The sequence below is a fragment of the Neptunicoccus cionae genome, from assembly GCF_014643735.1.
GTDB lineage: Bacteria > Pseudomonadota > Alphaproteobacteria > Rhodobacterales > Rhodobacteraceae > Amylibacter > Amylibacter cionae.
This window is the reverse complement of record NZ_BMKA01000001.1, coordinates 336482-359863: the sequence shown is the minus strand read 5'-3', so window position 1 is coordinate 359863 and position 23382 is coordinate 336482. Positions and strand designations below refer to the sequence as shown.

The 23382-nt window shown below is 56.6% G+C and carries 21 protein-coding genes; 8 read left to right on the top strand and 13 right to left on the bottom strand.

Annotated features, from left to right (window positions below; genetic code table 11):
* Position 1 precedes the first annotated feature (1 nt).
* Positions 2–1021 carry an AAA family ATPase gene (locus IEX10_RS01575; RefSeq protein ID WP_188670262.1) on the bottom strand — a complete coding sequence of 340 codons (1020 nt, stop codon included), beginning with the start codon at positions 1019–1021 and terminating at the stop codon, positions 2–4.
* Between the two features lie 68 nt (positions 1022–1089).
* Here IEX10_RS01575 and IEX10_RS01570 point away from each other — a divergent pair, with 68 nt between their 5' ends.
* A complete protein-coding gene (locus IEX10_RS01570; RefSeq protein WP_188670260.1) occupies positions 1090–1689 on the top strand; it encodes a DUF1285 domain-containing protein in 600 nt (199 codons plus the stop codon).
* Positions 1604–2173, top strand: a complete 570-nt coding sequence (locus IEX10_RS01565) for a P-loop nucleotide/nucleoside kinase family protein (protein ID WP_188670258.1) — start codon at positions 1604–1606, stop codon at positions 2171–2173. The genes IEX10_RS01570 and IEX10_RS01565 overlap by 86 nt, the downstream gene beginning before the upstream one ends.
* 75 nt (positions 2174–2248) lie before the next feature.
* Here IEX10_RS01565 and gnd read toward each other — a convergent pair whose 3' ends face one another.
* On the bottom strand, positions 2249–3682 hold the full coding sequence (gene gnd, locus IEX10_RS01560) for an NADP-dependent phosphogluconate dehydrogenase (RefSeq protein ID WP_188670256.1): 1434 nt from the start codon (positions 3680–3682) through the stop codon (positions 2249–2251).
* Between the two features lie 132 nt (positions 3683–3814).
* On the opposite strand from gnd, the gene IEX10_RS01555 reads away from it, so the two are divergent.
* Positions 3815–4450: a TetR/AcrR family transcriptional regulator gene (locus IEX10_RS01555; protein ID WP_188670254.1), complete on the top strand. Its 636-nt coding sequence runs from the start codon at positions 3815–3817 to the stop codon at positions 4448–4450.
* 306 nt (positions 4451–4756) lie between these two features.
* On the opposite strand, the gene polA is transcribed toward IEX10_RS01555, so the two are convergent.
* The gene (gene polA / locus IEX10_RS01550) at positions 4757–7558 is read right to left on the bottom strand and encodes a DNA polymerase I (RefSeq protein ID WP_188670252.1); all 2802 of its coding nucleotides are present in this window, start codon (positions 7556–7558) and stop codon (positions 4757–4759) included.
* A gap of 43 nt (positions 7559–7601) precedes the next feature.
* Between polA and IEX10_RS01545 the strand changes: the two genes are divergently transcribed.
* Positions 7602–8102 carry a hypothetical protein gene (locus IEX10_RS01545; protein WP_188670250.1) on the top strand — a complete coding sequence of 167 codons (501 nt, stop codon included), beginning with the start codon at positions 7602–7604 and terminating at the stop codon, positions 8100–8102.
* A gap of 55 nt (positions 8103–8157) precedes the next feature.
* On the opposite strand, the gene IEX10_RS01540 is transcribed toward IEX10_RS01545, so the two are convergent.
* From IEX10_RS01540 to IEX10_RS01530, 3 genes are all read right to left on the bottom strand, one after another.
* A complete protein-coding gene (locus tag IEX10_RS01540) occupies positions 8158–8334 on the bottom strand; it encodes a zinc-finger domain-containing protein (RefSeq protein WP_188670248.1) in 177 nt (58 codons plus the stop codon).
* Positions 8335–8431: 97 nt separating this feature from the next.
* Positions 8432–8815, bottom strand: a complete 384-nt coding sequence (locus IEX10_RS01535; RefSeq protein WP_188670246.1) for an HIT domain-containing protein — start codon at positions 8813–8815, stop codon at positions 8432–8434.
* Between the two features lie 11 nt (positions 8816–8826).
* A complete protein-coding gene (locus IEX10_RS01530) occupies positions 8827–10401 on the bottom strand; it encodes a DUF5928 domain-containing protein (RefSeq protein ID WP_188670244.1) in 1575 nt (524 codons plus the stop codon).
* Between the two features lie 170 nt (positions 10402–10571).
* Here IEX10_RS01530 and IEX10_RS01525 point away from each other — a divergent pair, with 170 nt between their 5' ends.
* On the top strand, positions 10572–11375 hold the full coding sequence (locus IEX10_RS01525) for a sulfotransferase family protein (protein ID WP_188670242.1): 804 nt from the start codon (positions 10572–10574) through the stop codon (positions 11373–11375).
* A gap of 10 nt (positions 11376–11385) precedes the next feature.
* Here the strand turns inward: IEX10_RS01525 and IEX10_RS01520 are convergent, their stop codons facing one another.
* On the bottom strand, positions 11386–12036 hold the full coding sequence (locus tag IEX10_RS01520; protein WP_188670240.1) for a sulfotransferase family 2 domain-containing protein: 651 nt from the start codon (positions 12034–12036) through the stop codon (positions 11386–11388).
* Positions 12037–12206: 170 nt separating this feature from the next.
* Here IEX10_RS01520 and IEX10_RS01515 point away from each other — a divergent pair, with 170 nt between their 5' ends.
* Entirely contained in the window at positions 12207–13838 is a 1632-nt protein-coding gene (locus tag IEX10_RS01515) for an AMP-binding protein (protein ID WP_188670238.1), read from the top strand.
* A gap of 23 nt (positions 13839–13861) precedes the next feature.
* Here IEX10_RS01515 and IEX10_RS01510 read toward each other — a convergent pair whose 3' ends face one another.
* On the bottom strand, positions 13862–15613 hold the full coding sequence (locus tag IEX10_RS01510; RefSeq protein ID WP_188670236.1) for a SulP family inorganic anion transporter: 1752 nt from the start codon (positions 15611–15613) through the stop codon (positions 13862–13864).
* Positions 15614–15907: 294 nt separating this feature from the next.
* Here IEX10_RS01510 and IEX10_RS01505 point away from each other — a divergent pair, with 294 nt between their 5' ends.
* A complete protein-coding gene (locus IEX10_RS01505) occupies positions 15908–16921 on the top strand; it encodes a hypothetical protein (RefSeq protein WP_188670235.1) in 1014 nt (337 codons plus the stop codon).
* A 161-nt stretch (positions 16922–17082) separates the two neighbouring features.
* Here the strand turns inward: IEX10_RS01505 and rpsD are convergent, their stop codons facing one another.
* Positions 17083–17703 carry a 30S ribosomal protein S4 gene (gene rpsD, locus IEX10_RS01500; RefSeq protein ID WP_188670233.1) on the bottom strand — a complete coding sequence of 207 codons (621 nt, stop codon included), beginning with the start codon at positions 17701–17703 and terminating at the stop codon, positions 17083–17085.
* Positions 17704–17876: 173 nt separating this feature from the next.
* Complete coding sequence (locus IEX10_RS01495) at positions 17877–18800, bottom strand: lipid A-modifier LpxR family protein (RefSeq protein ID WP_188670231.1); 924 nt, start codon at positions 18798–18800, stop codon at positions 17877–17879.
* Between the two features lie 178 nt (positions 18801–18978).
* Between IEX10_RS01495 and IEX10_RS01490 the strand changes: the two genes are divergently transcribed.
* Entirely contained in the window at positions 18979–19536 is a 558-nt protein-coding gene (locus IEX10_RS01490; protein WP_188670229.1) for a c-type cytochrome, read from the top strand.
* An 81-nt stretch (positions 19537–19617) separates the two neighbouring features.
* Here IEX10_RS01490 and purU read toward each other — a convergent pair whose 3' ends face one another.
* The 3 genes from purU to IEX10_RS01475 form a co-directional block, all read right to left on the bottom strand.
* Entirely contained in the window at positions 19618–20502 is an 885-nt protein-coding gene (purU, locus tag IEX10_RS01485) for a formyltetrahydrofolate deformylase (RefSeq protein WP_188670227.1), read from the bottom strand.
* Positions 20503–20645: 143 nt separating this feature from the next.
* On the bottom strand, positions 20646–21971 hold the full coding sequence (gene glnT / locus IEX10_RS01480; protein WP_188670225.1) for a type III glutamate--ammonia ligase: 1326 nt from the start codon (positions 21969–21971) through the stop codon (positions 20646–20648).
* A 62-nt stretch (positions 21972–22033) separates the two neighbouring features.
* Entirely contained in the window at positions 22034–23377 is a 1344-nt protein-coding gene (locus tag IEX10_RS01475) for an FMN-binding glutamate synthase family protein (protein ID WP_188670223.1), read from the bottom strand.
* Between the last annotated feature and the right edge of the window lie 5 nt (positions 23378–23382).

Sequence of the window (23382 nt, the reverse complement as noted above, 5' to 3'; positions counted from 1 at the left end):
TTTAGGCAGCCGCCTCTGTACTGATGGCGCGTTCGGTCAGCCGTCTGATCAGTTCGGAGAGTTTTTCACCTCTCGCCCGCGCCGCAAAGCCAAGCGCCATACGGTGGATCAACACCGGATAGGCCAGCGCCACCACGTCATCCACCGACGGAGCCAAACGTCCCTGCACCAATGCCCGCGCCCGTGTCGCCAGCATCAGCGCCTGTGCTGCCCGTGGACCCGGCCCCCAACTGACGGATTCGCGCACGAAATCCGGCGCGGTTTCGTCTTCGGGACGGGCTGCGCGGACCAGATCGAGGATCGCCTCGACAACCGCATCGCCCACAGGCATCCGCCGCACAGCCGCTTGCGCTGCCATCAGGGTTTCGGGGGTAAAGACCTGCATGGCCGTTTCCTCGGTGGCGCCGGTGGTTGCCAGCAGGATGTCGCGCTCTGTTTCGCGGCTCGGGAAGTCCACATCAATTTGCAAAAGGAACCGGTCAAGCTGCGCTTCTGGCAGGGGATAGGTGCCTTCCTGTTCAATCGGGTTCTGCGTCGCAAGCACGTGAAACGGTGCTGGCAAATCGTATTCCTGTCCCGCAATCGTCACCTGCCGCTCCTGCATGGCTTGCAACAGTGCGGATTGGGTTCTGGGGCTGGCGCGGTTGATCTCATCCGCCATCAAAAGCTGGCTGAACACCGGCCCCTTAAGAAACCTGAAAGACCGCGCACCGTCTTCGCTGCTTTCCAGCACTTCAGACCCAAGAATATCCGCAGGCATCAGGTCCGGCGTAAACTGCACCCGATTGGTGTGCAGACCAAAGACTGTCCCAAGCGTATCCACAAGCCGCGTTTTTGCCAGTCCGGGCGCGCCAACCAACAGCGCGTGTCCCCCGCACAGCAGCGCCACAAGTGTCTGTTCCACAACGGTATCCTGCCCGATAATCCTTTTGGCAATCCCCGCCTTGGATTGCGCCAACAGCGCCGTAGCGGTTTCCACCTCTTGGGCTAAACTCTCTAATTCACTTGCATTCGCGGACATGTCACATACCTTTCTAGGCAACAGAAGCCTTCAAACCCATTAAAGACCAATTAACGTGGCAAGGACAAATGACAAATCCGAAAGAGCCCGAAAAAACCGCCCAGCCCAGTGCTGACAGCATCGCGCAATCTGCCTCAAAGGCCGCCAAAAAGGGCCCACCCCCCGTCCATCTGTGGAATCCGCCCTTTTGCGGCGATCTTGACATGCGGATCGCGCGGGATGGGACGTGGTTCTATCTTGGCACGCCCATCGGCCGGAAACCGCTGGTAAAGCTGTTTTCCTCTATTATTCGCAAGGACGGCGACGATTATTTCCTTGTTACGCCTGTCGAGAAGGTCGGAATTACAGTGGAAGACGCGCCGTTTGTGGCGATTGATTTTGATGTAACCGACAGCGGACCGGACCAGACCCTGACTTTCACCACGCAAGTCGATGACGAAGTGGTGGCCGGACCTGACAACCCGATCCGCGTGGAACGGGACCCGGAAACCGGAGAGCCGAGCCCCTATATCCTTGTGCGTGCCAATCTCGAAGCCCTGATCGACCGCAAGTCGTTCTACCGCCTCGTCGATCTTGGCGTACATGTGGACGTTGACGGTCAAAGCTGGTTCGGCGTGCGCTCGGGCGGTCAGTTCTTCCCGATCATTCCTTCCAAAGATCTGGATTGAACAGGTGGCACACCTCCATTTTATGTGCGGTCTTGTGTGCGCAGGCAAATCCACAGTCGCATCAGGGCTTGTGGCAAAGGAGCGCGGGATTCTTTTGGCCGAGGACGAGTGGCTCTCGCCACTCTTTGGTGCGGAAATGAAAACACTTCGGGATTACGTCACCTATTCCCAACGGCTGAAGACCGTTCTGCAACCGCATCTGTTGTCACTACTGGCGGCTGATATGACTCTGGTGCTCGATTTCCCTGCCAACACCCCTGAGCAAAGGCTCTGGCTGCACGGATTGAGTGAACAGGCCGGTTGCAGTCATACGCTCCACTTCCTCGATACGCCACCCGAGGAGTGCAAAGCGCGGCTACAGATCCGCAACGCTTCCGGCGAACACCCATTTGCAGTAACAGACGCACAATTCGACCAGATTGCCGCCCATTTCCAGCGTCCCGTCGAAGACGAGGGCTTCAATATCAAAACTTACAAGCAGTAGCACGCAGCTTTCACGACTCCATTTTCTGAAAATATCCGCGCCGCAGGCATCCTGACATCACGTCAGGTATGGCGGTTAGCGTTCGTGCCACGGACCGTTCACCAGCTCACCGTGGGCATCCACCCTTTCAAACCGATGTGCGCCAAATCGATCCCGCAGTCCTTGGATCATATTTGCAGTAGAATGCTGGGTTCGACTGGCGTTGTGATAGCTCAGCGCTGCGTAAAGCGCGGGTGTTTCCAGTCCGCCCCCGACGGATTGCGCCACCACAGTTTTCAAACCATCTACGTTATTGCGCAACAGGTCGGTAAATTTCGGCGCATGGCTGAGCTTGCGTGTCGCGTCCTCCTCAAAGGCGTCGGAGATATCGTCAAGCAGCACGGAGCGGATGATACATCCCGCCCGCCAGACCCGTGCGATTGCGGCAAGGTCGAGGGACCAGTCAAACGCTTCCGAAGCGCGGCGAAGCACCTCGAACCCTTGAGTATAGGCGCAAACCTTGGCCGCGATCATTGCGCTTTCAAGTTGCCTAAGACCAGCCTCTTGCCCGCTGTCCTGATCTTTTCCTTGCGCAACGAACTTGCCCTCCGGCGCCGCGCCAAACAGCAGGGCGCTGTCCCGTCGGCCCTCAAGATCGGCAGAGATATTCCGCGCCTCAACAGCGGCCTGCATCATGCTGGCGGGTGCCCCAAGATGCAGGGCTTCGATCACGGACCAGCGGCCGGTGCCTTTCTGCCCTGCCCGATCCAGTATCATATCCAGCATCGGTTTGTTGGTTTCGGGATCGCTGGCACGGGCGACTTCGGCTGCAATCTCCACCAGATAGGAGTTGAGCGGCCCTTCCATCCAGCTTGCAAAAACGTCCCCGATGGCAGGGGCGTCCATTCCCCAGCCGTCGCGCATGATGCCGTAAGCCTCTGCGATCATTTGCATATCGGCGTATTCGATGCCGTTGTGTAGCATTTTAATGAAATGCCCGGCGCCCCCCGGACCAAACCAGTCACAACAGGGCTCACCCTCGAATTTCGCAGCTGCATCGCGCAGCGGACCTTTGATCCGCGCCCAGCTATCCGGCGATCCGCCCGCCATGATTGACGGTCCATGACGCGCGCCTTCCGCACCGCCCGAGATGCCCATGCCAAGAAACTGAAGCCCCGCAGCTTCACAGGCGAGCACCCGACGCTCGGTTTCCTTATAATAGGAGTTGCCCAAATCGGCGATCAGGTCGCCTTCGTCCAGCAGCGGCGTCAGGCTTTCGATGACGGCGTCAAGCGGTCCACCCGACGGAACCAGCGCCAAAATAGAACGGGGTGCTGCCATGCCGTTCACGAAGGTGGACTCATCTGCGCAAGCGATTAACTCTCCGTCAAGCGCGCTGCCTGCGGTAACGACCTCGCGGGATTTTTCGATATCGCGGTCCAACAAGCTGACGGTATGACCGTTTTCCGCCAGATTGAGCGCGAATTCCCGCCCCATGACTCCGATCCCGACCAGTCCCACATGCGCCATAGTCTGCTTCCTTTCATATTGCCGCCAGTGCAAAGCAAAGGCGCCCCCTTGTCCAGTCCAAAAGCCACTGTTTTTGCAACTGTACCGCTACGGTGTGATTGACCGTTTCTTAGGCAATGCGTACATAAAACTATGCCGGACCAACTAAAACTCAAACGCGGTGATCTTCATGATGCGTTAATCGACTACGCGCTGGAGGCAGCACGCCAAGGTCACATCGAGGTGATGTCCTTGCGACAGGCGGCCCGTGATCTCGGGGTGAGTTCCGGCGCCGTCTACCGCCATTTTGCCGATAAGGACACGTTGCTTGGGGCGATTGTGAAGATCGGATTTTTCGATTTGCGCGACCGTTTTTTGGCGGTGCGTCCCGAAGGCGCGGTGGCGCAAACGCCACAACAGGCAATCGACCGGTGTTTTGAAGTGGCCCGCGCCTACATCACCTTCGCCCACGATAACAATGCGCTATGGCATATGATGTTTGGCCGGATCGGAATGATCTGTCGCGACGAGATGGTGAAAGACCCCGAATTGACCCGCTACACGCCGTTTGATGTGGGTATGGCGATTTGCAACGATCTTTACCATCACGGCCTGCTGCCGCGCTGTCCGGATGTGGCCGACAACCGGTATATCTGGTCTGCGATCCACGGTGCAGCGGATCTGGCGCAGTCGGGTGCGCGTATGGATTACGAACGGCTGGACGAGGTTATTTCCGACACCACCTATCGCAATTTAAGGGCGTTAGGGTTGGATCTGGATCAACAGTAGGATTGTTATTTTGTCTGCGAGTTGGGCACGAGCTTGATAGTTCGAGCGACTTCGTAAGATCTAAATTCTTGATTTAGGGGGATAAATTCGATGACCCTGCAAATATGAAGCGTCTTACTAGACGCGTCTTATATGAAGCTTCATTTATGAAGCGTGTGGTATGAAGCTTCATTTATGAAGCTTCAAGGTTAAGACTTTGTTCATGAATAAGCCCGCGCCAATACGGACGCGGGCCTCTCCAAAAAAAACCTATCTCTTTCGCACGCCGTACGCTGCCAGCGCAGGCACGAAAACCGTTTACTTTAACTAATGCGCTTCCGCCCAGTTTGCCCCCTGCCCGGCATCCACGATCAACGGCACGTCGATTTGCACCGCAGGCATTGCTGCGTTTTCCATAACGCCGCGCACCACCTCTATGGTCTCTTGCGCGGCATCCTTCGGAACTTCGAACAGCAGTTCATCGTGCACCTGCAATAGCATCCGCGCGGGCAAATCCTTGATCGCATCAGGCATACGCACCATCGCGCGGCGGATCACATCTGCCGCTGTTCCTTGGATCGGCGCGTTGATCGCAGCCCGTTTGGAGAATCCCGCCCGCGGACCTTTTGCATTGATCTCTGGCGTGTGGATTTTACGCCCGAACAGCGTTTGCACGAACCCGTGTTCTTTGGCGAATTCCACCGTTTCATCCATGTAGGTCCGAATACCGGGGAAGCGCTCGAAATACCGGTCGATGAACCCCTGCGCATCCTTGCGCGGAATGCGCAAGTTCCGCGCCAGGCCGAAACCGGAGATACCATAAATCACACCAAAGTTGATCGCTTTGGCCTGACGGCGCACATCCGGCGTCATTTCGTCCAGCGGCACGCCAAACATCTCGGATGCGGTCAGCGCGTGAATGTCAATTCCTTCGGCAAAGGCGTCCTGCAATTGGGGGATCTTGGCGATATGGGCAAGGATTCGCAGCTCAATCTGGGAATAGTCGAGCGCCACTAACACATTCCCCTCTTCCGCGACAAAAGCCTCGCGGATTTTACGTCCTTCTTCGCTGCGGATCGGAATGTTCTGCAGGTTGGGATCCGTACTCGCCAGACGCCCTGTGCTCGCCCCTGCGATGGAATAGCTGGTGTGAACCCGCCCGGTTTCCGCATTGATGTGGTTCTGTAGCGCATCTGTGTATGTGGACTTCAGCTTGGACATCTGCCGCCAGTCAAGCACCCGCGCGGGCAGGTCATGGCCCTCGGCAGCCAGATCTTCCAGAATATCCACACCTGTAGAATAGGCGCCCGTCTTCCCCTTTTTGCCGCCTTCCAACGCCATCTCGTCGAACAGGATCTCGCCAAGCTGCTTGGGTGAGCCGACATTAAAGGACCGCCCTGCAAGTTCGTGAATTTCCGCTTCCAACCCCGCCATCTTCTGCGCGAAATTATTGGACATCCGGCTCAGAACATCGCGGTCCACCTTGATGCCGTTCATCTCCATACTGGCCAAAACAGGGACCAGAGGCCGCTCCAGTGTTTCATAAACCGTCGTCACTTTGGCACTGTGCAATTGCGGCTTAAACATCTGCCACAGACGCAAGGTGATATCTGCGTCCTCGGCGGCGTATTTCACCGCTTCGTCGATTGGCACCAGATCAAAGGTCTTGGCGGATTTGCCGGTTCCAAGCAGCGATTTGATACTGATCGGTTTGTGATCCAGATACCGTTCGGATAACGCGTCCATACCGTGATTGTGCAACCCGCCATGCAGCGCATAGGACAGAAGCATGGTGTCATCAATCGGTCCGATCTCAATCCCCTGACGGCGCAGGATTTTCAGATCGTATTTCATATTCTGACCGATCTTCAGGATCGCAGGGTCTTCCAGAATGGGCTTCAACGCCGCCAGCGCCTCGGCCGCATCCATCTGCCCTTCTGCCAGCGCCGCACCGCCAAACAGATCGCCCTCACCATCCTTATGGGCCAGCGGTATATAACAGGCTTCACCAGCTTCCACCGACAGACAGATCCCCACCAAATCCACAACCATTTCATCCAGTCCGGTGGTTTCGGTATCAACCGCCACGACGCCCTTATCCCTGATCCTGTCGATCCAGACCTGCAAGGCCGCCATATCACGCACGCATTCGTATTTATCCGCATCAAAGCCAACAGCAGCCGAGGCTGGCACCGGCGCAGAGCCGAGTACTTCAGGCTCCGCAACAACGGGTGGTTCCACGCCCAGTTTGCCTGCAATCCGCGCTGAAAGCGTGCGGAACTCCATTTGAGTCAGAAAGCCCAGACAGGTATCAGGATCAGGATCACGCACCTCCATTTCGCCAAAATCGAATGGCACGGTCATATCTTGCTTCAGTGTCACAAGATCGCGGCTCACGCGGATCTGGTCGGCGTAATCAATCAATGTCTGGCGGCGTTTGGGCTGTTTGATTTCTTCGGCCCGCGCCAACAGGCTGTCGAGATCGCCGTATTCATTAATCAGCAGCGCAGCCGTCTTGATCCCGATACCGGGTGCGCCCGGAACATTGTCCACCGAATCCCCTGCAAGGGACTGCACATCCACAACGCGGTCCGGTCCGACGCCAAATTTTTCCTCAACCTGTTCTACGCCGATCCGTTTATTCTTCATCGCGTCGAGCATTTCCACGCCCCCGCCCACAAGCTGCATCAGGTCCTTGTCCGAACTGATGATCGTGACCCGCGCACCGGCATCCCGCGCCTGAACCGCCAAAGTCGCGATGATGTCGTCCGCTTCAAACCCATCTTCTTCTATGCAGGCGAGATTAAACGCCCGTGTCGCTTCTCGGGTCAGGGGGAACTGAGGCACAAGATCTTCGGGTGCTGGCGGGCGGTTCGCTTTGTATTCGGGATAGATATCACTGCGAAAGGTTTTGCCCTTGGCGTCAAAGATCACAGCACAATGCGTCGGGGCATCATGGCCCTTATTGTCCTCGACAAACTTGAACAGCATGTTGCAAAAGCCGCTGACCGCACCGACGGGAAGCCCGTCCGACTTACGTGTAAGGGGGGGAAGCGCGTGATAGGCCCGGAAAATAAACCCCGAACCGTCAATTAAATGCAGATGATGCCCTTTACCGATGCTACCCACGACCCTACCTTTTTATGAACCAAACAGTCAGTGACCAGATTAGATGAACCTCCCCTCCAAGGCGATAGCCATTTTGCTGCTTTGTGCACCTTCTGCCTTTGCGGACACCCAAGTTAGAAGCTGCGTCTTTGATCCCGATTCCCCACAAAGCTGTTCGCGGTTTGTAGGGTGCATCGACGATGAGGGGGAATACTTTCACGGAACCTATATCGGCCAGACTTCGGGCACTTTGTCAGGCCGCACCAGCGCAGGGGAAACCTGCTTTGGCACATGGGCCAATGAAGAGGGCAAAGACAACGGCGCCAGCACGCTGACTTGCGGACCCGAAAGCGCACGGTTCAAGTATTTTGCCCGCAGCAACGACTTCAATGTGGTCTCTGGCGTGGCGATTTCTAATAAAGGCCGCCGGATGATTTCATGGGCTGGGGCCGACCTTAAGGGTTATCTGCAGGTCAGATACCCCGACAAATCCAGATCCGGCATTCAGTGCGGTGAAACCTTCGTGCCACTGCCTGATCTGTCCAAAACAGAAAAAGGCAGCTGAAGCCTGCCAACTGCCTCGCCGGCAATCTGTCCCGAACTGATCTGCGCGCGCCGGATCAGTGTCCGGCGTCAGCGCCTTCCTTGATCACGTATTTACAGTCGCAATAGGGGCATTCAACCCAGCCGGTGTCCAACGGGATTTGCAACCACACACGGGGGTGGCCGCCGATGCCGCCGTCACAGGCCACACGGTAGCTGTCTACTTCTTTCACTTCCGGTGCTTCGATAGTCATATCACTGGTTCCTGCAAATTGGTGTTCCCCTTCAAATACTGTCAAACGGCCTAAAGGAAAAGGGTATTCTGGCGCTCTTCGTTACAGCAAAGCCGGTTCACGACCCTGCTTTTGCCACCATACGTCCCATGTTCCGCCCGCCCAGCACATGCACATGCAGATGAGGCACGTCCTGAACGCCGTTTTCCCCCGCATTGGAGATCATACGATAGCCCTCTCCGTCTGATGGCGCGACGCCCAGCATGTCACAAACCTTGCCAACCGCCCGCGTAAAGTCGAGGATTTCGGCATCCGACGCAGTGTTGGCAAAGTGATCATAGGTCACATAAGCGCCCTTGGGGATCACCAGCACATGCTCTGGCGCTTGGGGTTCAATATCGCGAAACGCCAGCGAATGGTCTGTTTCCAACACCGTGGTGTTGGGGATCTCGCCCCGCAGGATTTTGGCAAAGATGTTCTGATCGTCATAAGTATAGGGCATGTCTGGCGTCCTTAGTCTGCAAACAAATAGGGGGTATGCGCGATCTCACGCGCTTTGTCTTCGGTGACATCCATAAAGGTGGATATCTGCATGATGTTATCTTCGGGTTCGTTCCGGTCCGAAATACTGTAGAAATGGGGATAGTTCCTGTCCCGTATCGCGTTGCTCTCATACGAGAAATCCATGCGAATGGTTGGGATGATCCGCTTTAACGTATCGTCCGAGCTGCTGTGCGCCGCAAGTCCGGTGCGAATGGCATGCCCCCGAAGGTAATCATCATCAAAGCTACAGGCGATTTCCAGCACGCGCGTGGTGCAGCGGTCGGAATAAAAATCATCAAGCAAGGCAATATTGGCCGGATCAGCGCAGATCAGCAGGCGATCGGTTGAAGCCTGCTCAAACAGCAACCGCATAACAGCACGGCGGTGGCGGGCGCGTTTTTCGAGGGTCTTTTCAATCCCGCCGAGTTCGGGCAGCACGGTGTCCTGTTCGTCAAACAGATAAGCAAAGCCGCGAACGCCGGCCACCCGCTCTGCTGATTCCAGCAGACGCTTGGCCACGTGCCACTTCTTGCAAACCAACACCAGCAATTCCCGTTCCCGCCCGATCGTGCTCTCGCGTTCCCAGAAACGGGTGGCGTAACGGCGCCCTTCCCGTCCGCGCGTGGTCAGGAACTTATACAGCGTGCGCCCCTCGTTGGTGATGTTGAGTTCCTTATCGCCGCCTGCATAAAGCAGCCCCAACTTTTCTTTCAGATCCAGCGCATCGGGTGAGATCTTTCGGGCAAACAGGGCATCTTGTGACAGCAAAAAATCATACTGGTCATTAAAAAACGTCACCGGCATTCCGTAGTCCGAGAACATCAGAAAGGTCAGCGTGCGGTTGATCACCTCTTCCTTGGGGACCAGATGCAGCACTGCGGTCTGGAAAAAAGTTTCGTCCGGTATCCAGGTGGTCTTGAAAAAACTGACAACATCGCTGCGCTCACGCACAAAGCGCAACACAGCCTCCACGGTGCGCCGCCGCAGGCACCACCACTGGGAGCCGATCTTAATCTCTATACCCTTGGGCACATCGCGCTTTAATCCCAACGTTTTTTGCAGCCGGTACGCGTTATAAAACAGCGCCTTGTTCTTACGCTCGTTAAAGAAGTGGCGATAATGCAGCCGATCCTCTTTCATACCGGTTTTAATCCAGTCGCTTTCAAAGAAGTCGTTACACTCGATAAAATCCACATCGTTTTCATCAAGGAAGCGGTGCGCAAAGCTGGCCGGTTTGATTGCCATGCAATCCCCTGACACCATGTAAAAATGGGTCGCATCAGGGAATGCCGCATCCGCTGCAATCATCGCGTTAAGCGAGCCTTGCACAAGGGACCATTCCCCCCAGCCACATTTGACCCGTTTGGCAAAAGTGACATTGGAGTTTGCGGACAGTGCTTGGGTGATTTCCTTGTAATCCGCCGCACTTGCGCTGGCGTCGAAATGGATTGCGATGCAATCCCCCGCAGAGGTCAGACCCTCGGCTTGCTGGATAATCGCCTCGGGATCTTTATGGCATAGAAGGATATAGGCAATTTTTGCCATCAGTGTCAGCGCCTGTTTGTTGTCATGCTAGCTCATGGGTTGGTTTATCTGCAAAAATCGCCTCAATAAACACTTTTTCTTGGCAATCTTCCGCCCAAAAGGTAGATCAGACACAGCCAACAAACCGTAAGGTCCGGCACCACAGGGGCCGCAGCAGGAGTAGTATAGATATGGGCTTTCCAGGAACCTGGATGACCGAGAGCGAAAGCTTAGTGTATCGCGTGATTCCGAAGTGTGCATGTTCGACCATCGGGCAGATCATGTATTACTCCGATCACGGGCATTATTTTGATGGCGACATCCACGACAGCACCCAAGGGCTGCACAAGTGGAGCCAGGACTATTCCCAGCAGCCGATCACCGATCGTGTCACAGCGCAAGACACCTACACCTTCACCTGCGTGCGCAACCCTTACACCCGCGTGCTGTCCGCGTTCTTTGACAAAATCTGCGGCATCCAGCGCAACGGCAGACGCTATCGCGGCAATCTGGTGCCCAACATTATCCGCAAGTACGGCGTCGAAGTGGAAGGCGATTTCGACCAGATCCAATCTTTCCGCCGCTTTTTGCTGTTTGCACGGGACACCATCAAATACCGCCGCCCGATGGACCCGGACATTCACTGGTCCGCTGTGTCCGGCCATGCCTCTACGCTGATTGTGAACGGCGGGCGCTATGACAAGGTGATCACCACCGAGAATTTCAAAGAGGGTATGAAAGAGGTGATGAAAAACATCGAGGTGAAGCATCCCCTTGATATCGACACCATGCCCCGTTTTAACGAAAGCGAAGGCCACGGCCCCAAACGCGCTCATCCGGTGGAAGACTACTTCGACGATTTGTCGATGCATCTGGTCTATGAAATCTACAAACGGGACTTTGTTCTGTTCAAATACGACGCCACCGACCCGAGCCGGAAGGAACCTCTTTCCGAACCGGATATGGATGAAATCCACGCCAAACTGGGGGATTAATCCGCTTTGCCTATTCGTCAAACCGATAGGCGAAACGCGTGATATCCTCGGCAAAGATATCCGCCACCAACACCTGATCGCTGCCGTTATAATACTGTTGATAGGCCCCGCGATCTGATTTGTTTTCGTGGGGCAGCAGGGGCAGTTTGACACCGATCCCCGCCTCAAGCCGCGCCATATCCTCGGCCAGATGTTCAAGCCGCAGGAACAGGTTGCAACGCTCCACCCCGTCCTTGTCACTGACATAGCGCGCTGCCCCGTCCCCTGAAAGGGACGCGCGGGTGGTGGGATCGTTCAGGAATGCCGAAAAATCCACCCCTTTGGCCAGCGCAATAGCGGGGTGGTCAAAATTCTGCCCCCGCAGCCAGTGATAATAGCTTACCATCCGGTCCCACGGGTTGCGCACCAATGTGAACACGAAGTAACGCTCTATCTGATCCTGCTCCACCAAACCGTAAACATCCACTAACTTGGAATGCTTCCACAGACGTCCGCTGGTCTTTACGTCCTTCAAACGCTTGCGCCGCTGTTGCGCTTTGGGGGTATCCCCGATCAAAATGTCATCCTTCATCGCCTTTCGCTCCAGCGCAAGCGCGAGGGAAGTTCCCCCTGTTTTGGGGATATGCACAAAGATGAACTGACGACCGTGGGAAATAATCATAGCGGCAGGTTAGCGATCCCGCTGCAGACCGCAAGGCAATCGCGAAAGGGGGGGATCGTTTCCGCCCCGAACCGCCTGAAAACCCTGCGCCGTCGCGAAAATTTTGTTGAATTACAGCCGGACGCGGGGCATCGTTGCTTTCGCACTTCGACGCTTTGGGAGGAACACATATGGCGCAGATGGCAGATGAAACCGGACTGGATAAAAATCCGGCAAACTTCATCCCCCTTACCCCGCTAAGCCATCTTGCACGGGCGCGTGATGTGTTTCCCGACCGCATCGCCTCGGTCTATCATGACCGCCGTCACAGCTACCGCGAGCTTCATGCGCGCTGTACGCAGCTTGGATCTGCGCTTGCTGCGAAAGGCATCAAACCTGGCGATGTTGTCTCTACGCTTTGCCCCAATATCCCCGCCATAGCCGAGGCCCATTTCGGCGTTCCTTTGTGCGGTGCGGTCCTGAACACCATCAACACGCGGCTGGATGCAGATACCATCGCCTATATCTTTGCTCACGCCGAAGCCAAAATCGTGCTGGTGGACAGCCAGTTCCTGCCCGCCGCACAAGAGGCGATTGCACTGATGGACAGCACCCCGCCCGAGATCATCGAAGTGGCTGACCCGCTGGCAGGCTTCCCCGCCAGTGGGGAATATACCGAATATGAAGATTTCATTGCCACTGGCGATGCGGACTTCAAATGGCATCTGCCGGACGATGAATGGGACGCGATTTCGCTGAACTACACCTCTGGCACGACGGGGCGGCCCAAAGGCGTGGTTTGCCATCATCGCGGCGCCTATTTGATGACTATGGGCACCGCGCTCAGCTGGGAGATCGGGCTGTACCCGAAATACCTGACCATCGTGCCGTTGTTTCACTGCAACGGCTGGAACCACACATGGATGATGCCCTCCCTTGGCGGGCAGATCACATTTTGCCGCGATATGACGGCCAAGGCGATTTTCGCCGCCATTGCAGCGGAAAAGATCACCCATTTTGGCGGGGCACCCATCGTTCTGAACACGTTAATCAACGCCAAGCCAGAAGACCGCGCCGCGTTTGATCACACCGTCAACGTCATCACCGCCGGTGCGCCGCCTTCTCCCGCGACCATCAAAGGGGCCGAGGCGCTGGGCTTTCGTGTGATGCAGGTTTACGGGCTAACCGAGACCTATGGCCATGTCACCGAATGCGTTGAACCGGACGATTGGGCCACCCTGCCTGCCGAAGAACGTTATGCACAAATGGCCCGCGTCGGGGTGCAATATCCGATGATGGAAGACATCGACGTGGTGGATCAGGACTCCCGCAAACCGGTGCCGCGCGATGGCAAAACCATCGGGGAAATCGTCATCCGCGGCAATGCGGTGATGAAGGGCTATTACAAGAACCCCAAAGCTACAGCCGAAGCCTTTGAGGGCGGAGCATTCCGGTCCGGCGACATCGCTGTGCGCCATCCAGACGGCTATATCCAGATCACCGACCGGATGAAGGACATCATCATTTCAGGCGGCGAGAATATTTCATCTGTTGAGGTGGAAAACACGCTGATGTCCCACCCTGCCGTTTCACTTTGTGCGGTTGTGGCAAGGCCGGATGAACAATGGGGCGAAACCCCTTGCGCCTTTATCGAGCTGAAAGACGGGGCTACAGCCCCTACACCGGAAGACATCATCGCCCACACCCGCGCCCATTTGGCCGGCTTCAAATGCCCCAAGACAGTGATCTATCAGGAACTGCCCAAGACCAGCACCGGCAAAATCCAGAAATTCGAGCTGCGCAAAATCGCCAAGGCGCTCTAGCCGCAGTAGAGGATGCGCAGGGGTCAGTCTTCCTTGCGCATCACGTTATCGCATTCCCAGAATACATCGCGCAAACACCCTTCGCAGATGTTCCGGCTGAGATCATTCATCGCCGCGCTCACCGCATCGCTCTTGTTGGAGTGGAGGTTCTCCTCCCCCAACTCGTCGATCACGTGGAAGCGGTAGAGACTGTCCACTAGCGGCGGAAACAGAGCGACGATGCGGAACGACCCGCCTTCGGCCTTGGCATCCCGTATCGCCTGTATCAGGAAATCCGCCCCTGCCAGATCGGTTTTGCCAACGCCCTTCATATACAGGATCTTGTGTATCTGGCGCGGATCACGGGCGCAGTTCTTCTTATAGGATTTGGCCACGTTTTCGACGCTGCCAAAGTAAAGCGGACCATCCAGCCGGAAGATCATCAACTGCGGGCATTCGGTCACGCCCTTATGCTCTACGTTGCGAAACTTGCGGGTGCCATCGGATTGCAGCACCGGCGCTGTTACCGGCAATTCGGGATGGGAGCTTTCGTAGATGAACACACAAAGCGATGCGATCACGCCGACGTAAATCGCAAAGTCCAGCTCGATGAACAGACCAGCGGCGAGTGTCAGAACCAGGATGACGGTCTCGGGACGGCTGCTGGTGATGATGTGGCGCAGTTCTGAAAACTCGATCAGGCGGTAGGCCACCAGAAGGATCAGACCCGCCATCGCCGGTTTCGGGATATAAGCGACCCACGGGGCAATGAAGATCAGGATCAGCAATAGGAACCCGCTGGCGAATATACCGGACATGGGCGTGACCGCCCCAGCCGTCGCGTTCACGCCGCTGCGGGTGAAGGAACCGGACCCGGCGTAGCACTGGAAGAAGCCGCCGACCACGTTGGAGACGCCCTGCCCGATCATCTCCTGACTGGTGTCAAAAGCTTCCCGTCGCCGCACCGCGAAGGAGCGGCCAATGGAAATCGCTTCAAGCGCGCCGACCAGCGCAATCGCAGCCGCACCGGGGGCAAGTTGCACCACATCGCGCACGCTTGGCGTAGGTGGGGCCAGTTGGGGCATCATGCTTGGCAACGCACCCACCATTTCCACACCGTGATTCACCGCATCAATCCCGTAGGCCAGCGCAGACCCTGCCAGCAGCGCGATCAGGAATCCCGGCAGCTTGGGGGTGAACTTCTGCATCAGTACGGCCAGCGCTAGCGTGGTTCCGGCAATCAATAGCGCATAAAGGTTAACATCCCCCCAATGCTCGGCCAGCCGCATCAGACGCTCTGCAATATTGCCGCCCCGTTCCACCACGATCCCCGTTACGCCTGCCAACTGACTGACAGCGATCAGCAGCGCCGCCGCCATCGTAAAGGCCGTCATCACCGAATGGGACACAAAAGAGACAAGCCCCCCAAGCCGCGCAAATCCCCCCGCGATCTGGAATAACCCCACAAGGATCGTCAGCGTGAGAGCCATCTCGATATATTGCATTGTTCCGGGGGCTGCGAAATCCGACAGGGTGGTAAACAACACAGCAGAAATCGCCGTTGTCGGCCCCGAGATCATGATCATCGACGACCCGAACAGGGCCGCCACGACTGCAGTGATGATCGCGGTAAACAAGCCGTATTGCGGCGGAAGCCCCGCGATTGTGGCAAAGGCCACGCCCTGCGGCAACACAAGTGCTGCGTTAATCAGGCCCGCATAGGCATCCGCAGCAACTGTGTTTCTATTGACGCGGGTGTACCATTGAAGGGGCGGAAAATACTCTGAATAACGCATGACAGCTTCCGGACATCAGGAACAAAAATAGGCAGGGTGTAGGGCAGCCCCTACGCCTGTTGCCTCAGTATTGCAATCTTTGGCACCAATACAAAGCGTACTGGCTCTTAAATAATTCCGTACTGGCCCGATTGTTGACAGGATCGCCCCGCGCCGGGGACCATGAACCGGAACTTTCAGACCAGAACGTTGCTTACAGCCGATTCCATGCGAGACAGAGAATTGCCTACACACATCCAACAAGACGGTGTATGATTCCTGAAAAAACAGGCCACAGGCCGATATAGGCACGCAGTGACAGCGCTCAAGAAATATCAACGGCTCGAAGCAATCGGGCTTTGGAAGGAATCCGAAGCGGATCAACGACGCGAGGTGATCGTGTCCTTTGGTGCGTCCTCACTGGTGTTGTCTGACGCGAATGGAAAACCGCTGACCCATTGGTCCCTTGCCGCCGTGCGCAGCCTGACGGCGGGCGATGGTCCCCGTCTCTACAGTCCGGATCAAAGCGGTTCGGAGACGCTGGAAATCGACGACGAAACAATGAACGGCGCCATCGAAGAGGTGCGCCGCGCCATTCGCAAGACCGGGCCCCATCCCGGCCGGTTGCGCTGGGGGCTTGGCGCGGTTTTTCTGGCACTAAGCCTTGGTATTTTGCTGTTCTGGCTGCCGTCGATCTCGGCAGATTACGCAACGCGCATCCTTCCGGCGGCCAAAGCCCATCAGATCGGGCAGAAAGTGCTGCGCCAGACCGATGTTCTGACTGGCACAGCCTGTCAGGATCCTTTGGGGCAGGCTGCGCTGGAAAAGTTCCAGAACTGGCTGCTGCCTGATGGCGGCGAAATCCATATCGTCGATCTGGGGGCACGGTTCGCGGCCCATTTGCCCGGCGGGAACATCCTGTTGAACCGTGTGCTGGTAGAAGAGAACGCCGGTCCCGAAATTGCAGCCGGTTTTGTGCTGCGGGAACGGGCGATTGCAGCGCAGGATGATCCGATGCAGCGGATGTTCCGCAAGATCGGCACGCGGCGCACACTGACCTTTATCGCAAATGGCGATCTGCCTGACGATGCGCTGGCCGGTTATGCACGGCAAGTGCTGACAGCACCATTGATACGGGCGGATACGGAGACCTTGCTGGCTGTTTTCAAACAGGCGCAGATGACCTCGACACCTTATGCCTATGCACTGGATGCCAGCGGCGAGAGCACGGCAGAACTGATCGCCCGTGATCCCTACCCCGAAGACTATCGCCTTGCGCTGAAAGACGCGGAGTGGATCGCCCTGCAATCCATCTGCGGCGACGACTGAGCCACATTCCTACGCGAAACACCTTCAGTCAGGCCATTGCGCCTGCCTGCGTTTGAGGTCCTGTACAGATCCTTATGCCTGTCACGTTCGATAGCTTCGCGCCAAAGAAAAAGGCCGCTCCCGAAGGGAACGGCCTTGAATTCTGTGTGGGTCGGCGAAGATTAGTTCTTCGCGTAGAATTCCACCACCAGGTTCGGTTCCATCACAACTGGGTAAGGCACATCGGCCAGACCAGGTGTGCGAACGAATTCTGCGCGCATTTTGCTGGCGTCTACTGTGAGGTAGTCTGCAAAGTCACGCTCGGAGCTGCCGAGTGCTTCCATAACCAGCGCCATTTGCTTGGAGCGGTCACGCACTTCGATCACGTCACCTTCTTGAACGCGGTAGGATGGGATGTTCACTTTCTTGCCGTTCACAGTCACGTGTCCGTGGTTTACGAACTGACGTGCAGCGAAAACAGTTGGAACGAACTTGGCACGGTAAACAACCGCGTCCAGACGACGCTCCAGCAGACCGATCAGGTTTTCACCTGTGTCGCCGTTTACGCGAACAGCTTCGGCGTAGATGCGACGGAATTGTTTTTCTGTCAGATCGCCGTAGTATCCTTTAAGCTTTTGCTTGGCGCGCAGCTGGATACCGAAATCGGACAGTTTTTGTTTGCGGCGTTGACCATGTACACCAGGGCCGTATTCACGACGATTTACCGGGGACTTAGGACGGCCCCAGATGTTTTCGCCCATGCGGCGGTCAATTTTGTATTTGGCAGCTGTACGTTTCGTCACGGCTGTTCTCCTTCTAAGGTTTCGAAGGGCGTTGTCCTTTGGTCTTATCCGGTTTCCCGAAGCCCGACAGGCATCCCCTTGCAGGGGCCACCAACACCAATGAACCGCTTGCGCGGATGGGCGGCTTATAAGCCTTGTACGGGCGGAGTCAACAGCCCCTGCCCGCCAATCGCTCAGAAATTAAATTTCACATTGAGAGAGCCTGTCACTTGGCTGTCGCTCTGGCCTTCGAATTCCTTGCCAAGCCATGTCAGACCGTAAAACAGCCCCGCACTCTCGCCTTCGTAGACGAATCCAGCGCGGGCGCGCGGGCGGAAGCTTTCGACGGTGTAACCACGGCTTTCAGGCAACAGCTTGCTGTCTCCGACATAGGCCACATCGCCGCCCATCATAAAGCCGAAGCTGCGGTCATCACTGCTGCGCACGTTCGTCACCAACTGGCCGGTAATCGGTTCGCGCACGAAAAAGTTGCGGGACAGGTTTTTACCGAAAACTGCATCAACGCCGACACGGGCGTAGCTTTCAACACCGGCCTGCGCTTCTGCAAAGGGCCGGAACAGGGTGTCCCCTGCCCGAAAATCTTTGGAAATCTCTCCCTGAAGAGTTGGGTAAACATGATCCCCAAGCTGCTCCCCGAGCATATTGGGTTGTTGCGCGCCAATCTGTTTGTGGGCCCACCTCTGGAAGCGCCCCACACCGGTAGACGGGCCAACAAACACCAGTTCCCCACCATAAGACAGGTTGTACCCGCACTTTTCATAATGGGTGAACGCCCCAAGCCCGATGACACCGGCATAAGCGCGATCTGGAAACGCCGTCGTCGCCGAAAGGTCCGCTGGCGCGATGATCTCGCTGCGCAGGCGGTACTGCATCAAAGAGAATGGTCCGCTCGGCATCCCGTCGAGGACTTGCTCCCCGAAGGTCACAGAGACCTCGTAGGAACCTGTGCGCCAGCGATCATTGCCATCGCCCAGAAAGTCGTTGTTGAACAGGCGGGACACGCCCACAATATTGTCCAGTTTCGGCCAGGCAAACCCCTCGGCCTGCGCCAGACCGGCGTGCATTACGCCCAGTGCTGCAAGAATTGCGACCCGCATGTTAGTAGTCTCTGCTCTTATTTGTTTGGCTCACACTAGGGCCATCCGCCCTTTGGCGACAGCAGCAAAACCCGCATTCCCTTGCTTTTCACACAGGTGTTGCACCGCTGCCTTTGTTCTTGACATTCCCCCTGCAGGAGCCCCTATCGACGGGAAAAACACACCGCAGGGAGACCCTATGAAACACAAGACCCTAACAGGCACGCTGACTTTTTCACACTTCGCCAAAATGCTGCTAACACCCATTAAAGGCGCAATTTTGTTGGCCCTTCTGGCCACAACAGTTCCCGCCCATGCCCATGACAAGGCCACTGGCGTGGTCAAACAGCGAATGGATGGAATGGGTATGCTGGCCGGTTCTATGAAGGCGATTGCCAAACAGGTCAAAAGCCCGTCACCGGACCCCGACGCGATTGCGGTCGCTGCGCAAGCCCTGAGGGATCACGCCGGTGCTGCGATGCTGGAAGGATTTCCGGAGGGATCAATCGAAGCCCCGAGTGAGGCACGCCCCGAAATCTGGCAGGACTGGGAGCGGTTTTCCAAACTGGCAGACAGGCTTACGCTGCAGGGCGAAGGGCTGGTCCTTGCCGCCGCAAACCCGCCTTCCGGCGAAACACCCGCAACGAAAACCCCGCATGACCTTGAAACCTATGCTGCCCTGCCGGTGGACGAACTGTTCATGCTAACCGCCAAAACCTGCTCTGCCTGCCATCAGGACTATCGCCTTAAAAAATAAAGCAAGAACACACGACGGCCCGCCGCCACCCTGCGTTTTCAGGGTGTCAGCGGGCCGATTTTTGTCAGAGAAAAAACTCTGTTAGCCCATCCGCTCCGATGCGTAAGACCCCGGAGAAGCGGGGAAGACGACGGTTTTATTCCCGTTCAAAAACACACGCTGGTGGATATGGGCGTGAATGGCGCGGGCCAAAACCTGACTTTCCACATCCCGCCCCAATGAAATGTAATCCTCTGGTGATTGGGCGTGGGTCACACGAACGATATCCTGTTCGATGATCGGACCTTCGTCCAGATCGGCGGTGACGTAATGCGATGTCGCCCCGATCAACTTTACACCGCGCTGGAACGCCTGCTTATAGGGGTTCGCCCCCTTAAAGCTCGGCAGGAAGGAATGGTGGATATTGATGATCCGGCCGGACATCTTCTGGCACATTTCATCCGACAGGATCTGCATGTAGCGGGCCAGCACGATCAATTCGGCGCCGGTGTCTTCAACCACGCCCATAATCCGCGCCTCTGCCTCGGGCTTGTTCTCTTTTGTGACCTTGATGCAATGAAACGGAATATCGTGGTTCACCACGACCTTCTGATAGTCCATGTGATTGGAAATCACCGCCACGATGTCAATCGGAAGCGCCCCGATGCGCCAGCGATAAAGCAGATCGTTCAGGCAGTGGCCAAAGCGGGACACCATAATCACGACCTTCATTTTGGCCGCCTCGTCGTGGAATTCATAGGTCATATCAAAGGTTGCAGCCGCATCCTTCAGCCCTTCGGAAAGCCCGTCCAGTCCGGCACTGCCGTCAGTATCAAAACTGACACGCATAAAGAAGTTTCCGGTCTCCTTGTCGTCGAACTGGGCGGAGTCGGTGATGTTGCAGCCTTGATCGGCGAGATAACCGGCAATGGCCGCAACAATCCCGCGACGGGACTGGCAGGTCACTGTAAGGGCATATTTGCTCATGAGCGTTTCCTTGGGAATTATAGTCGGTTCGGTCACAAACAGTCAGAGCCACGGGTTCTGGCGGTCCTGACTGGTCACATCCATTGTCTAGGATGCAAATAACGGCAGTTGCAATCCTTCAAAGGGTCGGGATTGAAGAAAGATCAGATGTCGAGAGTATTGTCTTTTTCCCATTGGCTGAAATAGCCAACAAAGCTGTCCCATTCCTGCATCTTCATCTTGATGTAAGAGGCGGAAAATTCTTCACCCATTGCGGATTTCAGTCCCTTGTCCCTGTCAAACCCGCGCAAGGCATCAAGCATGTTCAGCGGCAGTTTGGGCGCACCGCGCACCTTGCCCCCTTCGGCGTACATATCAATGTCATAGCGCTTTCCGGGGTCGGCTTTGGTGCGCACACCGGACAGACCCGCCGCAATGATCACCGCCTGCAACAGATAGGGGTTCACCGCCCCGTCAGGCAGGCGCAGTTCAAAGCGGCCCGGCCCCGGCACCCGCACCATATGGGTGCGGTTATTGCCGGTCCATGTCACCGTATTCGGGGCCCATGTGGCACCAGAGGTGGTGCGCGGCGCGTTGATCCGTTTGTAACTGTTGACCGTCGGGTTGGTAATCGCAGGCAGCGCGCTTGCATGTTTCATAATCCCGCCAAGGAAATGTCGCCCTTTTTCGGAAAGCCCCAGTTCGGCTGTTTGGCTGCTGTCGTTTGGCTCCATCGCAAAGACGTTGCTGGTGCCTTCCAGATCCCAGACCGAAATATGGGCGTGACACCCATTGCCCGTCAGACCTTCCACCGGCTTTGGCATAAAGGTCGCCCGATAGCCGTGCTTCTCTGCAACCGTTTTGACCATAAACTTGAAGAAACTGTGCTTGTCAGCCGTTGCAAGGGCGTCGTCGTAATCCCAGTTCATCTCCCACTGCCCGTTGGCGTCTTCGTGATCGTTCTGATAGGGGTTCCAGCCCAATTCCAGCATGTGATCGCTGATCTCCTGAATGACATCTAGCCGACGCATAAACGCCTGTTGATCATAACACGGTTTGGCAGCGGTGTCGTAAGGATCGCTGATCTGATCACCTTCAGGGGTCAGCAGGAAAAACTCGGCTTCGATACCGGTTTTCACACGCATCCCTTCCTCGGCAGCTTCACCGATCAGGCGGCGCAGCACGTTACGCGGGGCTTGCGCCACAGGTTCACCTTCCATGACGCAATCCGCTGGAACCCATGCGATCTCGCGGTTCCACGGCAGGATGACCACAGCATCCGGGTCCGGCACGGCCAGCATGTCAGGATGCGCCGGTGTCAGGTCAAGCCATGTGGCAAAGCCGGCAAAACCCGCTCCGTCTTCTTGCATGTCTGCGATAGCACGGGCGGGCACCAGTTTGGCCCGTTGGCCACCGAAAAGATCAGTAAAGCTGATCATAAAGTATTTAACGCCGTTGTCGGCTGCGAATTTGGCAAGATCTTTGGTCATTGCAGTAGTCCCTGTGGTCAAATAAAGGGGCGCGTACCTTGCGGCCGCGCCCTCGTTTTCCTCTAAAATGATGTGTTCGGTTTGCCCGGGTACCAATCGGTCCCTGCCAGCGGAATTTTGGCCATTGCGGCGGCCTCCATTGTCACGGCACACAAATCTTCCGGTTCAAGATTGTGCAGATGGCTTTTGCCGCAGGCCCGCGCGATGGTTTGCGCCTCCAACGTCATGACACGCAAATAATTATTAAGCCGCCGCCCCCCTTCAATAGGATCAAAGCGCTGCATCAGTTCGGGATCTTGCGTGGTGATCCCCGCAGGGTCGCGGCCCTCGTGCCAGTCGTCATAAGCCCCCGCGGTGGTGCCAAGTGCGTTATACTCGGCCTCCCATTTCGGGTCGTTGTCACCCAGCGCGATCAAGGCTGCGGTCCCGATTGCCACCGCATCAGCCCCCAGCGCCATTGCCTTGGCCACATCCGCACCGGTGCGGATACCACCAGACACCACAAGCTGCACTTCACGGTGCATCCCAAGGTCCTGCAAAGCACGTACTGCTTCGCGGATGCAGGCCAGTATGGGCTGCCCGACGTGCTCGATGAAAACATCCTGTGTCGCAGCGGTGCCGCCCTGCATACCGTCAAGCACAACAACATCGGCCCCAGCTTTCACCGCGAGCGTGGTGTCAAAATAGGGACGCGCGCCGCCAACCTTGATGTAGATCGGAACTTTCCAGCCTGTGATCTCGCGCAGTTCGAGAATTTTGATCTCCAGATCATCCGGACCGGTCCAGTCAGGGTGACGACAGGCAGAACGCTGATCAATGCCTTTGGGAAGGTTGCGCATTTCCGCTACGCGGTCGCTGATCTTCTGGCCCAGCAACATACCACCGCCACCGGGTTTCGCGCCCTGCCCGACCACGATCTCAATCGCATCCGCGCGGCGCAGGTCGTCCGGATTCATACCGTAGCGCGATGGCAGATATTGATAGACCAGCTTGTTGGAGTGGCCCCGTTCCTCGCTTGTCATGCCACCGTCACCGGTGGTGGTAGACGTGCCTGCTAGGGTCGCACCACGGCCCAACGCTTCTTTGGCAGCGCCCGATAGCGCACCAAAGGACATGCCTGCGATTGTGATCGGAGTATCCAGCTTGATCGGGTTCTTTGCGAACCGCGTCCCGAGCGTCACGGAAGTATCACATTTCTCGCGGTAGCCTTCCAGCGGATAGCGCGAAATGGACGCGCCAAGAAACAGCAGATCGTCGAAATGGGGCAGCTTGCGCTTTGCCCCGCCCCCGCGGATGTCATAAATCCCAGTGGCCGCTGCCCGCCGGATTTCCGCGTTGATCGGATCAGAGAAAGTCGCAGATTGAATAGGTGTCGTGCGGGGTGCGCCGTTGGTTGTATCAGTCATCGCTC